Origin of the sequence: Bacillus sp. FJAT-27225, from assembly GCF_001685025.1 — a bacterium.
GTDB lineage: Bacteria > Bacillota > Bacilli > Bacillales > Cytobacillaceae > Bacillus_D.
Window position 1 is genome coordinate 128,278 of record NZ_MAYU01000024.1, and the last position, 16,754, is coordinate 145,031.

General features: G+C 41.8%; 12 protein-coding genes and 1 riboswitch. Of the genes, 6 read left to right on the forward strand and 6 right to left on the reverse strand.

Annotation, left to right across the window (positions count from 1 at the left end):
* Positions 1 to 36: 36 nt before the first annotated feature.
* The 4 genes from A8F94_RS21690 to A8F94_RS21705 all read right to left on the reverse strand — a co-directional run bounded on the left by A8F94_RS21690 (position 37) and on the right by A8F94_RS21705 (position 4,537).
* Positions 37 to 1,983 (reverse strand): FtsX-like permease family protein, encoded by a 1,947-nt coding sequence (locus tag A8F94_RS21690; protein WP_066205577.1) that lies wholly within the window; start codon positions 1,981 to 1,983, stop codon positions 37 to 39.
* A complete protein-coding gene (locus tag A8F94_RS21695) occupies positions 1,973 to 2,734 on the reverse strand; it encodes an ABC transporter ATP-binding protein (protein WP_066205580.1) in 762 nt (253 codons plus the stop codon). Before A8F94_RS21695 ends, A8F94_RS21690 begins: the two co-directional genes overlap by 11 nt.
* A 107-nt stretch (positions 2,735 to 2,841) precedes the next feature.
* Positions 2,842 to 3,846, reverse strand: a complete 1,005-nt coding sequence (locus tag A8F94_RS21700) for a sensor histidine kinase (protein WP_066205581.1) — start codon at positions 3,844 to 3,846, stop codon at positions 2,842 to 2,844.
* Complete coding sequence (locus A8F94_RS21705) at positions 3,839 to 4,537, reverse strand: response regulator transcription factor (protein ID WP_066205583.1); 699 nt, start codon at positions 4,535 to 4,537, stop codon at positions 3,839 to 3,841. Before A8F94_RS21705 ends, A8F94_RS21700 begins: the two co-directional genes overlap by 8 nt.
* Positions 4,538 to 4,856: 319 nt before the next feature.
* On the opposite strand from A8F94_RS21705, the gene A8F94_RS21710 reads away from it, so the two are divergent.
* The 6 genes from A8F94_RS21710 (at position 4,857) to A8F94_RS21735 (ending at position 12,878) form a co-directional block, all read left to right on the forward strand.
* A complete protein-coding gene (locus A8F94_RS21710) occupies positions 4,857 to 6,140 on the forward strand; it encodes an NCS2 family permease (RefSeq protein ID WP_175384493.1) in 1,284 nt (427 codons plus the stop codon).
* Positions 6,141 to 6,321: 181 nt separating this feature from the next.
* Positions 6,322 to 7,053 (forward strand): sulfite exporter TauE/SafE family protein, encoded by a 732-nt coding sequence (locus A8F94_RS21715; protein WP_066206097.1) that lies wholly within the window; start codon positions 6,322 to 6,324, stop codon positions 7,051 to 7,053.
* A gap of 257 nt (positions 7,054 to 7,310) precedes the next feature.
* Positions 7,311 to 9,440 carry a choice-of-anchor J domain-containing protein gene (locus A8F94_RS21720; protein ID WP_139070157.1) on the forward strand — a complete coding sequence of 710 codons (2,130 nt, stop codon included), beginning with the start codon at positions 7,311 to 7,313 and terminating at the stop codon, positions 9,438 to 9,440.
* Positions 9,441 to 9,608: 168 nt separating this feature from the next.
* Positions 9,609 to 11,489, forward strand: a complete 1,881-nt coding sequence (gene htpG / locus A8F94_RS21725) for a molecular chaperone HtpG (RefSeq protein ID WP_066205590.1) — start codon at positions 9,609 to 9,611, stop codon at positions 11,487 to 11,489.
* A 67-nt stretch (positions 11,490 to 11,556) separates the two neighbouring features.
* Positions 11,557 to 11,603, forward strand: a riboswitch (PreQ1 riboswitch).
* A 118-nt stretch (positions 11,604 to 11,721) separates the two neighbouring features.
* Entirely contained in the window at positions 11,722 to 12,222 is a 501-nt protein-coding gene (gene queF, locus A8F94_RS21730; protein ID WP_066205593.1) for a preQ(1) synthase, read from the forward strand.
* 11 nt (positions 12,223 to 12,233) lie between these two features.
* The gene (locus A8F94_RS21735; RefSeq protein ID WP_066205598.1) at positions 12,234 to 12,878 is read left to right on the forward strand and encodes a queuosine precursor transporter; all 645 of its coding nucleotides are present in this window, start codon (positions 12,234 to 12,236) and stop codon (positions 12,876 to 12,878) included.
* A gap of 352 nt (positions 12,879 to 13,230) precedes the next feature.
* Here A8F94_RS21735 and A8F94_RS21740 read toward each other — a convergent pair whose 3' ends face one another.
* Together A8F94_RS21740 and abc-f are read right to left on the reverse strand one after the other, a co-directional pair.
* Positions 13,231 to 14,565 (reverse strand): S8 family serine peptidase, encoded by a 1,335-nt coding sequence (locus tag A8F94_RS21740; RefSeq protein ID WP_066205601.1) that lies wholly within the window; start codon positions 14,563 to 14,565, stop codon positions 13,231 to 13,233.
* Positions 14,566 to 14,975: 410 nt separating this feature from the next.
* A complete protein-coding gene (gene abc-f / locus A8F94_RS21745; protein ID WP_066205604.1) occupies positions 14,976 to 16,688 on the reverse strand; it encodes a ribosomal protection-like ABC-F family protein in 1,713 nt (570 codons plus the stop codon).
* Positions 16,689 to 16,754 lie beyond the last annotated feature (66 nt).

Here is a 16,754-nt window from a genome sequence, read left to right on the forward strand (position 1 = left end):
GTAAACCTCCAGCAGTTCCGCAGCTGGAGGTTACTATTAAAGAGCTTCCTTAATGACCTTCTTGTAATACATGATTGAAAGCAATCCAAATATTGAGTACAAAGCTGTGTAAAGGGCCATGACCATCATCATCGGTGTCCATAATTCAGTGCCAAAGAAAAACCAGCCCGATTGGACAGCAAAATAACTGTGCAGGAGCCCTATGGTAAGTGGGATTCCAAAATTGAACAACTGCTTTACCTGGATTCCTTTTAACAGATCATCACGGGTAAAACCGAGTTTCCGCAAAATCGTATAGTTCGGTTTTTCGTCTTCACTTTCATCCATCTGTTTAAAATAGAGAATACAGCCAGAGGTAATTAGAAAGGTCAAACCCAAAAATCCGACAATAAACATAATTAATCCGAACGTCATTTTCTGATCTATTGACATTTGAAGGCGGGAATCATTGAAGTTACGTTCACTAAAAGAGTTGGCAACGAAAAGCTCGTTTGCTTCCTCTAGTTTTTCTTCATGTTTTAATGTAATTCCGGTATAGAGTGAAGATTTCTTTTGTATTTCTGGTAACAGGTCCTTCTCAAGCTTTTCAAATACACTATGGTCAACGATTGCAACAGGAGTGCCACCGCTAGTAAAATACCATGAAATATGATGCTCGTTTCTCATTCCTAGATAGGACTGTGAAATCACGACATTCTTCCCTTTTAGTTCAATGTTTCCAGCATCCTTTAGAGGCATGAACTTTTGGAGTGCATCGTGGTAGCCGGTAAAATACGTTTCATCGGGAGCAACAGCTGCTCCTTTTACACTTTCCTCACTTATAACTGAAATTTGCATAGAGTCAGAGTCCGAAATTCTTCCTTCAAATTCTGTTAGCATAATTTCCTCAAGATTAGCCAGAACTTGAATTACAGGGATTTCTTTCTTTGTAAAAGGGATAGTATTCTCCTCCAGTAGGCTAGTAAACTGCCTGGCATCTTCCTTTGTTACAAATGCGAAATCAGCTGCAATATTTTTGCGGGCAGATTCTTCGGCAGAATAGTAGGAGATGTAGCTTAATGAAAGCAATCCAATTGCAAGGGCAGATACGGTTGTAATGATTGTCAGCAACAGCGCATTTGATTTCATTCGGAACATTATGCTCGAAAGGGACAGCACTTCATTGACTGTTAAATATCCGTCTTTTTTTATAAGGATTAATTGAAAGATAAAGCTGACTGAGCCTTTGTAAAAAAAGTATGTTCCTATGATGACCGATCCCAGGATAAAAATCATTGCCATGAATAGATTGTTCATTTCTGTAATGTCACCACTAAACAGCCTTGAAGAAACGTAATAACCAGTCGCAATCAATCCAATGCCCATGATTCCCATAAGAATTTCCCAAACAAAAAGTTTTTTAACCCGTGTCTCAGTTGAGCTAGTAACACGGAAAAGGGACAAGATGGTTTGCCTTTTAATAAATGCATAATTCATGCCCATGATTAGCAGATAAATCAAACTAAAGACGCCAACTGTTTGATAGAAGGCCAGTGAAGAGAAAGTAAGTGTTGCTTCCAGCTCGATTTGCAAGATTTTGAAGAGAATCATCATAATCAGTTTCGAAAAAGAAAAACCGACAAATATCCCAATTGCCATGGAACAAAAGTAAAGGATACAATTTTCGGCAGTGAGAATGCGGAATATCCGAGATTTGGTCATACCAATCAACTGGAATAAGCCAATCTCCTTGCTTCGGCGCTTAATAAAGATGTTATTTGCAAACAGCAGAAAAACTGTAACGACTCCGACTAGCAGGACCGATGCGGCCCTAATAGAAGCAGCGCCCTTGATGGTCCCTTTTGTCTCATCCATTGCAGGATCATATTGCAGAGTAACAAAAGCGAAGTAAAGCGCTACAGTAAAGACTAATGCAAAGACATAAAGATAATAATTCTTTAGGTTCTTTTTCAGGTTCCGGAAAATGATTGAATTAATGCTCATATTGTACACCGCCCAAAACACCCTGGGTTTTGATGATATCCTTGAAGAAAGCCTGCCGCGTTTCATCGCCCTTGGTCAGCTGTGTATAAATCTGGCCATCTTTAATGAAAATTACCCGGCTACAATAGCTAGCTGCCGCGGGGTCATGGGTAACCATTACAATGGTTGAGTACCGTTTCACATTTAATTGGCTAAGCTTGTTTAATAGGTCAGAAGCTGATTTTGAATCCAGGGCTCCTGTCGGTTCGTCAGCAAAAATAATGCTAGGCTCATGGATGAATGCTCGCGCTGCTGATGTCCGCTGTTTTTGTCCGCCGGAGATTTCATTAGGGTATTTGTCCTTGAGCTCATAGATACCAAGTTCCTCGGCAACTTGTTTAAACTTTTCATCTGCTTCCTTCTTTGAGACATTGGAAATGGATAGTGGCAAAAGGATGTTTTCCTTCACTGTCAATGTATCGAGCAGATTGTATTCCTGAAAAATGAAACCAAGGTGGTTTTTCCGAAATTCAGCAAGTTGTTTTTCCTTCATCCCTGTAATTTCTTTACCTTCAATTTTTATTGTCCCATTAGTAACGGAATCAATAGAAGAGAGTACATTCAGCAGGGTCGTCTTTCCTGACCCGGAAGCACCCATAATGCTCACAAATTCTCCCTTTTCAATTGAAATATCCAGCCCTTTCAGCACTTCCTGCCTGTTGAACCGATTGCCGTATGCTTTATCTATCCGCGCTGCTTCCAATATCTTCATGACTTGCACGCTCCTTTAAATCCTTCGATACGTCTATCATATCGGCTTTCCAACCCTGCTTTCCTTCGAATCATCTAACAAAAGCAGAAAGGCATGTGACATTTTTGTCACACACCTGTTAGTTCATTGAAAGCATTTCTCTTTGGAAAGGTGAGTGTAAATACTGATCCTTCTCCTGGAGTTGAAATGACATCAATGGAAATCAAAAGGGGGGTGGCAGCTTTTTTGGCGAGATATAATCCCATCCCGCTTGCTTTATTATCGTGGTGTTTCGAGGTGGAGGTATAGCCTTTATCGAATATTCGGGGCAGGTCCCTTGCTGGAATCCCCCTTCCGAAATCCTCTATCTCAAGAATCATGTTTCCATCATGTTCGAAGCCACGAATAGTTATATCTGTTGTTTCGCTGTATTTAACGGCATTGGTTAGCAGCTGCCTTATAATAAAGGCTGCCCATTTTGCATCAGTCAGCACTTCGGAGCTTTCGAATTCTATTTCGAAACCAATGCCTTTTTGCATGCACCATGATTGAAGCGTCTTAATTTCGGAAGATACGATCTGGCGTAAATCTGTTTTTTCAATATACAAATCGTTCTCCATGAAAGGAATTCGCTTCTGGTGGAGTTGTTGGTCGAGCAAAAGGTGAATTCTAAGCCATTCATACTGAAGGCTTGCCTTTGAATCCTTATTATCAATCCTGTCTATGATCAGCTGCATAGCTGTCAAAGGTGTCTTCACTTCATGAATCCATGACAATAATTCGTCCTTTTTCTGTTCTAAGGAATGCTGCTTAAGCGATAGATCCTTCTTTAATTCAGTTGATTGCAGGATGATTCGTTCTTTGACCAATTTTTCAAAAGAGCTTCCCGCCTCAATGCTGCTTATTGTATTTAAATTTATATCGGACTCCTTGAGGGATTTGTAAAAGCGGGTCTCTTTATGGTAGCGATAGAATAAAAACACTAGGAAAAGACAGGATGACAAAAAGACAATATAAAGAAGTGATTCGATTGGGATGGTTGGATCAATATATGCGATGAAAAGGGATAGAAGTTCAAGTGCCACAAACATGGCAATCCAGCTCTTTCTTTCAATAAGAAATTCCTTAAACATATCCGCTTGTCTCTTCCAGGGCAATATATCCTTGGCCAACTTTCGTTTCAATGAATCTTCCAAGTCCGATTTCATCCAGCTTTTTTCGGAGGCGATTTATATTGACTGTCAATGTGTTGTCGCTCACGAACCTTTCATCATCCCAAAGGCTTCTAATTAGATCCTCACGGGAGACAATCTTGTTCTTTTGTTCAATCAAAAGCCTTAATATGTATAGTTCATTTCTTGTCAATTCAACGTTCCCGATTTCATTACTTACTGTATTATTTTCGTAATTGATGGTGGCACCACACCACAATTTTAATTTTTGGGGCTTCTCTGCATTGTAGTTGTGGACCCTTCGTAAAATGGCCTGTATTTTTGCGATTAAAACATCAAAATGAAAAGGCTTTTGGACGAAGTCATCAGCACCAAGCTGCATGGACATGACCTGATCGGCGGGATGGTCACGGGAAGATAGAAAAATAATCGGTACCTTCGAATGGGACCTAATTAATCGGCACCAGTGAAATCCATCAAACCTTGGCAACTGTATATCAATAATGACCAAATCAGGCATGATTGCCGTAAATTCAGCCATGACTTGGCCAAAATCCTGTATCCCGTATACATCATAGGACCATTGTGTAAGCCTGTCTTTCATTTCTGCAAATAAGGTTTCATCATCTTCTATAAGCAGCAATTTGAACAATTTTCCCACCACCCTGAGTATTACTCTATCAATATTTTACAATAAAAGGGCCAATTCTTTACTATATAAAACATCATGTCAAATCGTATATAAAGGATAGATATCGAATGAATTATTTAGGTTAACCTTATATGTTCGTATATTAGTGTGGATATTTGGATTGACAACGAGGCAAAGCGTTAGAAGTAACATAAAAGGCGAACATTGGTTGTTGACTTGGGAATCAATATGGCATACTATTAGGTTTGTTGTTTTTTAAAGGCGAGTAGTAAATATAAAAGCTATTAAAACATAAGCCTTTACTGGGGGAATATTTATTATGAAAAATTTCTTTAATCTTCAAGATTTGAAGACAACTATACGGACTGAAGTGATGGCTGGTTTTACAACATTTATGGCGATGGCGTATATCATTGTTGTCAATCCGGCAATTCTGTCGGCGGCTGGGGTACCTTTTAACCAGGTTTTCACAGCCACCATTATTGCTGCCGCTGTCGGCACACTGATTATGGCGTTATTTGCTAATTATCCGATAGCGATTGCACCGGGTATGGGTTTGAATGCGTATTTTGCCAGTGTGGTCGCCACTCATGGAGTCAGCTACCAAATCGTATTCGGGGCAGTCTTCTTGGCCGGTATACTTTTCTTGCTTCTATCGCTTACAAAGTTTCGGGAAATGCTCATTGAAGCCATTCCCGATTCATTGAAATATGCGATAACATCCGGCATTGGTTTATTTATTGCCTTTTTGGGCCTGAAAATGTCCGGAATTGTGGCTGACAATCCTGAAACGCTTGTTTCACTCGGTGACCTTCACAAGCCGGGAACCCTTTTGGCAATTGGCGGTCTGCTCATTACTCTTATCCTGCTTGCCCGTAATGTAAAAGGGGCGTTATTCATCGGGATGCTGGTGACGGCAATCGTTGGCTATTTCCTCGGCAGGTTAAAGATTGACGGCATTGTTTCAGCGCCGCCATCCATTATCTTTTTTGATATGGATATTGCTGGCGTTATTTCGAATGGGTTATTTACCGTTATATTTGCCTTCCTGCTGGTAACTCTCTTTGATACGACAGGCACGTTAATAGGTGTCACGGAGCAAGCAGGGCTGATGAAAGATGGCAAATTGACAAGGGCAAGAGCAGCACTAAGTGCGGATGCGGTTGCCACTACGGTCGGCGCTGCCCTAGGTACAAGCCCTTCGACTGCTTATATCGAGTCGTCAACGGGCGTTGCGGCCGGCGGCAGATCGGGGCTTACAGCTCTGACAGTCAGCGGATTGTTCATCGCCGCCCTTTTCTTCTCGCCTCTCGTTGGTGCAATCGCTGCGCTGCCAGCGATTACCGCTCCAGCCTTAATCATTGTTGGCTGTTATATGATGGAGGGTCTTTCAAAAATAAATTGGAAAGCGTTCGATGAGGCATTTCCAGCCTTTATCATTATTCTTTCCATGCCTTTGACTTCAAGCATCGCAACCGGAATATCACTTGGTTTCATTACCTATCCAGTCATAAAGCTGGTAAGCGGTAAAGCTAGAGATATCCATCCGCTTATTTATGTATTTGCGATTATTTTTCTGATCCAGATGTCTTTCTTCTCTTAAAGCCTGTTCCCCGGGTTCTGTTAGTATCCGGGGATCAGGCTTTTTTTAATATTATCTATATAAAATCTTGGTTTGTTCATCTCCAGTTTTCTTAATAAGGTTTCCTTATTATTTTTTATAAAAATATACGAATTTCCTTATTGCAGTTGCGTGCTTATACTAGAAGTGGAGGTGGAGCATGATGGAATTTATTATGATGTTTCTTATAGGAGTCTGCGCAACGACCCTTGGTACACTTGCAGGAGGCGGAGGGGTGATTAGCCTGCCTGCGATGCTGCTTCTCGGAATGCCTCCTCATTCTGCTATAGGCGCCAACAAGGTTTCGAATACATTTAGTTCGTTTTCAAGCTTTTATCATCTCTATCGCAAGAAGGAAATATCAATCAGGGAATCGGTTTGGATTATACCAGTCAGCCTGGTCGGTGGGGTGAGCGGAGGCTATATCGCTTCAAAGATTTCTTCCGAAAATATGTTTATTGTAGCGATTATTCTCCTGGCTTTTGCGTTTCTAGCTTCCTTTCTTGGGAAAGGCGGCTTTACAGGTACCGAGCCACTGAGAATGAATAAATTGAGTGTCCCGGGTCTTTATGGGATTGGCATGTATGACGGGATGTTTGGGCCGGGGCAGGGAACGTTGATGTTCTATTTGTTCAGCCATTTAAATATAGCCTATATAAAGGCTGTCGGATTGGTTCGGCTTGCTACCTTTTCAAGCTGCATTGGCGCGGCTGCAACCTATATTGCCACTGGTAAAATCATTTGGCCAATGACATTGGCACTAATGATTGGATCAGTCACCGGAGCGCAGTTGGGTGTTCGGATAGCGGAGAAGCTGAACCCGAGGCTAGTGAAGCCGATTCTTAGGTTGACTACAATTGCTCTTATTATCCAAGTAACGCTAAATTCACTATAATCCATTAAAATAATCATTATGACTCTGTTTTTTACCAAATATAAACATTTAATAGGGAGATAGAAGGAAAAATTAAAAGGGATTTGTCAGTTAACGACAGATTTTCTTTTAATTTTTCAATAAAAGCTGTGTAATTTGTCCCGATTAAATGTTGAGGATGTTGAAAACTGTAGATTATTACCAATTTTCCTTTATTTATTCTGAAAATTTAATATGTTAAGATTACTCTTGCACTATACATGAAGGGGGAAAAGCAATTGAATACGAAAAAATTGCTATCAATACTTACATCAGGAGCCTTGGCTTTGTCACTCGCGCTGCCATTTGGGACAAGCTCCTCCAAAGTTCAGGCAAAAACAACTCCAAAATGGGATGTTGAACGGTATGGGGACCGTGTCGACATCGATGGCCAGCTGAACCAGCTGTCGCAGAATGAGTCGTATTTGAGACAGGCAGAGAAAAGCATTGAGGAGCAAGCCGCAAAGATTAACTTTAATGAAACACCGGCAACATCAAATGCTTCTGCCCAAAGTTCATTTACATACAATGGGGGAACAAAATACTTTTTAAATAGAAATTTATCCTTTAAAACATTTACTCTCCGCAGCGTGGGAGAGAATGTGGAAATTTGGGTTGCAGATAACCTCGCCTTTAAGCCGGGCGACCCACGACCTGCACATGTTGTAACTCAGGCTCAGGTGGACAAGCTTCGTGATGAGTTCGATAAAAACATTTATCCAAAAGCTACTGCGTTTTTTGGAACCCCGGATGTTCATGACGGTTCTCTTTCTCCTTTACCGGAAATGGTAGGCCTTCCAGAGGGCTATTACACTGGCAGTGATAAAGTAATTATGCTGGTAGATAACATTCAAGATGACAATTATAACGATCCTACTTATCCATTCTTTGTAGCTGGCTTCTACTGGCAGACACTTGAAAACTATATTGATAGAAACATTATTACAATCGATACAAATAGCTGGGAGACCCGCCTGGAGTCTACGTTCTTTGGAACGACTATTCATGAACTCCAGCACTTGATCCATGCTGACAATGATGGTGCTGAAGAAACATGGATCAACGAAGGTATGTCCACATTCTCGGAGTATCTAGGCGGTTATGGCCATGATGATAGCTCAATTAATTTCTATCTGGATCACCCTGAAAATTCCCTTGTTAACTGGGATGACCATCGTTCAGCTAAAACAGGCCCTGAAACGATTGCCGATTACGGGCAAGTGTACCTGTTCACACTTTATATGAATGACAAGTTCGGCCGTGAATTCATTCGTGACCTGGCACTAAGTGAAACACAGGGTATTAACAGTGTAAATGAAACTTTGAAGAAGCATGGGATTGAAAAAGACTTCACTCAGCTTTACCAGGACTTCATTACAGCACTAACACTGGATTCTGACCGGGTTGGTGGCGGAGTTTACAATTTCGACAGCATCAACCTTCGTGACCTTGTTGTTGATAAGGAAGGCACAAAGCGCGGTAAAACAGTAGACTTTGAGAAAGCTGTTAAATTTGAAAAAGAAGGCGTTCCTGCGTGGGGCGGTGACTTTAAAGAACTTGATTTCCAGGATAAAATCAGATCGATTGAGTTTGATGGTGTTGACTTCTTAGGTACTCCTTGGAAAACTACTAATTCACCAACTGATGCAGCCAATAAGGTACTTTGGGGCGGTTCCGGTGACGAAGCTGATAATGCTCTAGTATTTGAAGCAGACCTTACTGGTGTAGAAAACGCTACTTTAAACTTTGATAACTACCTTGATATTGAAGAGCAATGGGACTTTGGTGTAGTCCAGGTTTCAGCTGATGGCGGCAAGACATGGAAGAGCCTTTCAAATGAGAATACTCGCAGTGATGTAGTAGAGCAAGGCTATCCAAAGATTAAAGAAAACCTGCCGGGCTTTACTGGTAACCTTAAAGCATGGCAAGAGGAATCCTTTGACCTGAGTGAATACGCAGGTCAAAAGGTCCATGTTGCATTCCGTTATCTAACGGACTGGGCCCATACTGACGGCGGCTGGTACATTGATAATGTGTCGATACCAGAAATCGGCTTTACAGCGGATGGCAGCTCAACTGATAGTTTCATGTCCATGCAGGAACTGCTTGGCCAATATGTCAACTATACTGTGACGTTCATCAATGAATCAGAAGTTGGCAACAAGAAGGGTGCAAAGACAAATTATAAAGTTATCACAGTTGATCCGTTCAATGTGACAGAAAAAGATGCGCTAACATTAAGGCAGCTTTTCCAAAATGGGAAAAACTATATGATTACATCGTATGCAGCTCCTTCTGATGACAAAAATTCTGTAGACTTTACTTATGAGGTTAAGTTGAAAGAAAAAGGCCCTAAAAAGAAAAAATAAGTGACTGGGAATCTCATTCCACCAGGAATGGGGTTCCTTTTTGTTCTCTATTAAAATGTCAGCTATTGACATACATAATTGTGATATGATATTTAAATAGTGGGATTAGCACTCTCGAGTTTAGAGTGCTAAATAACGATATTTACAATAAAGAAAGGAGAAATACTGATGGAAAAAAAGCAATTCCAGGCTGAATCGAAGCGTCTTCTTGAAATGATGATTAATTCGATTTATACAAAGAAAGAAGTGTTCCTTCGCGAGTTGATTTCTAACGCATCCGATGCAATTGACAAAATCTATTACAAGGCGCTTACGGATGATTCGCTCATTTTTGATAAAGACAATTACTACATAAAAATTGTTGCAGATAAAGAGAACCGTACGCTTAAAGTTATCGATACAGGAATCGGGATGACGAAGGACGAGTTAGAAACAAACCTTGGAACAATTGCGAAGAGTGGTTCGCTAGCTTTTAAAAAGGAAAACGAACTGAAGGATGGCCATGACATCATCGGCCAGTTCGGGGTTGGATTCTACGCAGCCTTTATGGTCGCAGATGTAGTGACTGTCATCAGCCGCGCCCTTGGTAGCGATGTGGCATACAAATGGGAATCAACTGGTGCCGAAGGTTATACAATTGAGCCTGCCGACAAAGAGAGCGTCGGTACTCAAATTATTTTAAAAGTAAAAGAAAACACCGAAGATGAGAATTATGACGAGTTCCTTGAGCAGTACAGCTTAAAATCGATTGTTAAAAAGTATTCTGATTTCATTCGCTATCCGATTAAGATGGATGTCAGCACAAGCAAGAAAAAAGAGGGCAGCGAGGATGAGTGGGAAGAGGTTGTTGAGGAGCAGACCGTCAACAGCATGGTGCCGATCTGGCGCAAAAACAAGAGTGAGCTGACTGACGAGGATTATGAGAACTTCTATAATGAAAAGCATTACGGCTTTGACAAGCCGCTAAAGCACATTCATATCAGTGTGGATGGTGCAATCAGGTATAACGCCATTCTGTTTATCCCGGAAACAATTCCGTTCGATTATTACTCAAAGGAATTTGAAAAAGGCCTTGAGCTATACTCGAATGGCGTGCTAATTATGAACAAGTGCGCAGATTTGCTGCCAGACCATTTCGGCTTTGTTAAAGGGATGGTTGACTCAGAGGATTTGTCACTTAATATTTCAAGGGAAATGCTGCAGCATGATCGCCAGCTGAAGCTAATTGCGAAGAATATTAGCAAAAAGATTAAGAGTGAGCTGCTTTCTTTATTGAAAGATGACCGTGAAAAATACGAAACGTTTTACAAATCATTTGGCCGCCAGCTGAAATTTGGTGTCTACAATGATTTTGGCACCCATAAAGAGACTCTGCAGGATTTGCTGATGTTCTATTCATCTAAAGAAAAGATGCTTGTTACGTTGGATGAATATGTATCGCGGATGCCTGAGGACCAAAAGTATATCTATTATGCAGCTGGTGAATCAATCGAACGGATTGAAAAGCTGCCACAGGCAGAACTTGTCTCTGAAAAAGGCTATGAAATTCTCTACTTCACAGAGGATATCGATGAATTTGCAATCCGGATGCTGATGAACTACAAAGAGAAGGAATTCAAGTCGATTGCAAGCGGCGACCTTGGTATTGAATCGGAAGAAGAAAAGAAGGAAGCCGAAACGGAAGCGCAGGAAAACAAGGAATTGTTTGATGCCATGAAGGATGTCCTTGGCGGTAAGGTAAAGGATGTCAAGGTATCGAAACGCCTCAAGTCACACCCGGTTTGCCTGACCGCTGAAGGTGAATTGACCATAGAGATGGAAAAAATCCTTCGCTCGATGCCAAACAGCCAGGATGTCAAGGCTGAAAAGGTACTAGAAATTAACCCAAACCATGAAGTGTTTAATTCACTGAAAGATGCACTGGCCAATGACCGGGAAAAGCTGGCTCTCTATACGAACCTGCTTTACAATCAGGCGCTTTTGATTGAAGGCTTGCCTATCCAGGATCCTGTCGAGTTCACAAATGATATTTGCAAGATTATGGTGTAAGTTTGGGTTGACGTTTTTAGCCCTATTCTGTAGTATATGAAAAGGAAAATGAAAATCCGTTCCTGGAACGGGAGAGGTTCATAGCTGATACCCTCTATAAAAAACTATGGATACATGACAATTTGCCATGTCCATAACCGGACATGGCTTTTTCTTTTTATCCTTGTTTTTATTAGATATTCGCTAAAACTCTCTTGTAAAGGGCCGGTAACTTTTACGAGGGGGTTTTTTTATGTCTGGACGCACTCATGAAGAAGGTTTAAAGGATTTAACACTGTTGGGGAATCAAAAGACACACTATGCATTTCAATATGCACCTGAAGTTTTGGAGGCGGTTGACAACCTCCATACGGACCGGGATTATTTTGTGAAATTCAATTGTCCTGAATTTACTAGTCTATGCCCGCTGACCAATCAGCCGGATTTTGCAACGATGTACATCTCGTATATCCCGGATAAGAAAATTGTAGAAAGCAAGTCTCTCAAACTGTATTTGTTCAGCTTTAGAAACCATGGTGACTTTCATGAGGATTGTGTCAACATCATCATGAATGACCTGATTAAGCTGCTGGAGCCACGCTATATCGAGGTGTGGGGGAAGTTTACACCGAGGGGCGGTATTTCAATCGACCCATGGTGCAACTATGGAAAGCCTGGAACGAAGTATGAAGAAATGGCGAATTTCCGTTTGATGAACCACGACCTTTATCCTGAAAAAGTGGACAACAGGTAGGAGGGACATCTATGTTATTTTATTTGAATGGTGCTTTTGTTGGTTTGTTGATTTTTGCAAACATCGTGGCGGTTAAGCTTTTTAGTATTGGCAGCTGGGCAATCCTTCCTGCTGCGGTCATCGTTTATGTTTTTACGTATCCAATTATTGATGTCATCGTTGAAGTGTATGGGAAGAAAGCTGGGCAAAGGACGGTCCAGGCCGGGCTGATTACTCAAGTTGTGGCTCTTGTGTTCATTTCCATTACAGTTGCGCTTCCTGCCGCCCCAGTATTCACAGAGCAGCAATCATTTGAAACCATCCTGAACGGGAGCTTTAGGGTCATCATCGCAAGCCTCGTATCGTATGCGATCAGCCAGAACCTGGATGTACTTGTGTTTAATAAGCTGAAAAAGCGCCATGGGCAGAAAAAGCTTTGGCTGCGAAACAATGCGGCAGTGATGTTAAGCCAGCTTGTTGACACAACCATATTCATTGCGATAGCTTTCTATGGGACAGTTCCGGTGGCTGTGCTTGGAACGATGATTGTTACTCAGTATATCTTTAAGTTTTTCGCCTCGATTGCGATTACACCGCTAGTGTACTTCCTAGTAAGCTTAATCCGGAAGCGGGAGGCTATGGATACGGCGCAGGGCAAAGCCGTATTAACTGAATAATAATAAAAAACTCTTCCAAACCATTGTACGACCCTGGGCACGAAGGAAAGGCTTACAAAATAATTCACCGAAGAGTCAGGCGCTATTGAGAAGCGTACTTTACCTGTCACGAAGGCGCTTGCGCTTTTCATGTGGGCTTCTATTGGCATCGTTTCATATGGAAAATTCCTCTAAAACGGTTCCAATAAAGCCTATTGGAACTATTTTGTACCAAATTTTCTCTAAAACGATTCCAATAAGAGCTATTGGCATCATTTCAAGTAAAATTAGAGTTTGAAATGATGCCAATAAATTTGCACATATGAATATACTTTCATAGACTTATGGCAAACTCGCTTAATCGCGAGTTTTTTTATTGGACGGAAGCTGCTGCCTGAACAGCATTTAAGGCATTTACATAACCTGCTCCAACTTGATGGTATTGATAACCCGGCATCGGATCAGCCGTCTGAACCATATAGTCAAGGGCCTGGCCAGGCGTCAAATCCGGCTTTGCTTCTTTCATGAGTGCAACAACTCCGGATATATGCGGAGCGGCCATACTTGTTCCACTCGAAGTCGTATAAAACAGCAGATGTTCAGGATCAAGGTACGTTAGATCGGTTGCCGTACCGAGTAGATTCATAACAAGGCCGGTTGATGAACGGGTTGCGACAATATCAACTCCGGGAGCGGTAATGTCTGGATGAAGAAGTGCGTCTCCGGCTACTCCCCTGGAAGAGAAGTCAGCAAGTTGTTTATCCTTCGTCCCGGCTGCAACGCTAATCACCCAAGGAGCGGCAGAATACGGATTAAGTGTGTTATCTCCAGGGCCTTCATTGCCAGCTGCAAAAACGACAGTCATCCCGGCATCATGTGCTGCTTTTGAAGCAACATTGATTGGGTCGTTAGGCGAATATTCACCGGTCGTGCCCCAGCTGTTGCTAATGATATCAATTCCGTACTTGTCTTTATTTTCAATTGCATAATCTAAAGCTTCCAATGACCATAAAATATTGATTCCTTCGCCAACACCAAGGCCGACAAGTTTAGCATCTGGAGCTACTCCCTTATAGAGGCCTCCGCTCGACGTGCCGCTGCCGGCGATTGTTCCGGCTACATGGGTGCCGTGCCCGGAGGTAGTGTCGGTATTGATCACATTCTCGAGATAAACAGGTTCATTGCCGAACAGATTCCCAGCAACAAATTTTACGTTTTGGACGACCTTATCGCCGAATTTTAAGTCCTGGTGGGTTGCATCAATGCCACTGTCAATCACCGCAATGGTAACGCCCTTACCTGTATAGCCAAGGTCATTCCAGACAGCCTCAGCTCCGATCAAGTTGCGGCTATCGCGGAGAAAATATGTAAGTTCCTTATTTTCATAGACCGAAAGAATATTAGTGGATGAAGCTAGAAGGGTGACAAGCGAACCGAGCTTTCCTTTAACTGCAATCATTGGCAAATGATCAAACGTGTTTGTTTTAAAACCAAGGTTTTGGAGCAACTGTACATCCTTTAAAACAGGCTGTGTCTTATACGTAATAATGGCTTCCGTCTCGCTACCGGATAATGTTGTGCCTAAAAGCTTTTGGATTGCTGGGCTCAACTCGGCAGTAATTCCTGCTGCTTTTGGGGCAGGGGAGAAGGATGCGGTTGCAAGTGCAAACATCATCATAAATAAGACAAGGATTTTTACTTTTTTCATGAAGGCCTCCTGGGAAAAGTAGTCATATTGTTTTGCCCAGAATTTAAACGATATGAAACCTTTTTCATGTTGGGAAAATTATTAGGAAAATAACAATGGAGCTATTCGATTCGAATAGCTCCATCTTTCTTTCTCTTTAAAGGTGTCAAACAGTAAATCGTAATAGGGAATAGAGTACGAAATCGCAGTAATTTTTGGCTGTTAATGTTGATTTCCCTTTGTTTGAAATTTAACGGAAAAATTCCGCTTAAGTTGAGAAATACCGATATTTCCCCGATAATAAGGGGAGTTTTTCCGGTTACATGACCCAAACCATTGAATTTTATCTAATTTAAAGAAGTTAAACGGAATATCTCCGCCTATTGTATTTGACCTGTTTTCTCATCAGGAAAGGGAGCGGGTAATCTATCCTAGTATGACCGTTTTTTCTGAATCAGCTCATTAAGCTGTAAATCGACCTGCATATACTCCACACTGTCCTTGGGAATCAGGCTGATTTTCCCAAGCAGCTCTGCAATCTTTGTATCGAGAACAGCCAGTGCCTCCTGGCGGTTCCTTTCGTCGAGATTCACATGGTTGTATTTTTTATCCAAAAATTCTTTTAGGCTCATTTCATATCGCTGAATTCGATTGTTCTCTATTAAAAGGATTTTATCGCACAGCCTTTCAACAAAATAGCGGTCGTGTGAAACGATAATCAGAGTACCAGAAAAGCTTTCAAGGGTTTGCTCCATCTGTTCCCTGCTGGGTAAATCGAGGTGATTTGTCGGTTTATCCAGGATGAGCACATCGTATTCCTGCATAATCATATGGACAAGTTTTACCCTGGTCCTTTCGCCCAGGCTAAGGGCAGAAATAGGATTTACCAGCTTTTCCTCCTTCATTCCCATGTTGGCAAACAGGGTTCTCGCCCTCGCTATCTCTTCCCATTTTTCAAGGTCAAGAAATTGAAGGGGAGTCTTTTTTTCTGGAAGGTCGTTTACATCTTGGCTAAGATAGGCAATCTTCAGTGATTCGCTTTTCCAGAGGGATCCCCTTGTGACAGGCTCTTCGCCAAGCAGCATTTTGATAAACGTTGTTTTTCCAGCCCCATTTGGTCCAAGCAATGCTATTTTTTCACCATGCCGTATATAAAAATGGCTTTTTTCAAACAGCTTTCGTTCTTCAAACGCCTTTGCAAGTCCCTTTGCCTCAAGTAACCTTTTGCCCCGGCTCCGGTTTGTTTCGAAATTGAATTCCACATTCAAGTCTTCCTTTGGCCTTTCAACCTTGTGTTTTTCCAGTTCCAGGTTTAGGCGCTTTAGCTTTGACCTGATTTGGATATCTTTTTTCTTTGCCTGTACCCGTCCGTATTCCTTAAAGCCTGCCTGCCGGTTTTCTGCAGGGGTTTTGCCTTTTCCTGCCTCACGGTGTCCCTTTTCAGACCACTTCTTGAAGGTTTCGATTTGCTGGTTAATCATTTCTATTTTTTTTTGCTGCTTCTGGTAATCACGTTCCTGTTGCTCACGGCGGCGCTGCTTTTCTTGCCGATACGCAGTGAAATTTCCTTCATAGGCTGTAAGAATCCCATCCTCGATTTCAAGAATTTTGTTCACTGTTTCATCAAGAAAGTATCGGTCATGGGAGATGATCAGGGCTGCCTGTTTTGCCTTGTTGAGTGATGCGATAAGCCATTCCAATCCACTTTGGTCAAGGTGGTTTGTCGGTTCATCAAGGATAAGCAGCTCCGGATTTTGAGACCAGATTCCAGCCAGTGCCAGCTTGAGGCGCTCTCCGCCGCTCAAGCTCCCAAGCCTTTGTTCTTCCCAGTCCCGAATTCTTTCAAGGCCTAGCTTGCTGGCTGTTTCCAAAAGCTCATTTCCATTTTCCATAAAAGAGGTAGTCAAATCATATTCAGTTGATTGGGGCAGATAACCAACCCTCAGGCTTTCGGGTCTTTTTACGACTGTACCGCCATCAAGGGCGAGTTCTCCAATAATAAGCTTGATAAGTGTTGTCTTGCCTGAGCCGTTCCAGCCGACAAGGCCTATTTTTTCACCATTCCATATATCAAAAGAAACATCCTTAAGAATGTCGCGTTCTCCAAGGCTCTTTTTTACATTTCGTACTTGGATCAATTCCATACATAATCACCTCAGTTAATTTGTTAAGCACATTTATAGGGAAACTGAGTTTCGATAATCAATAGA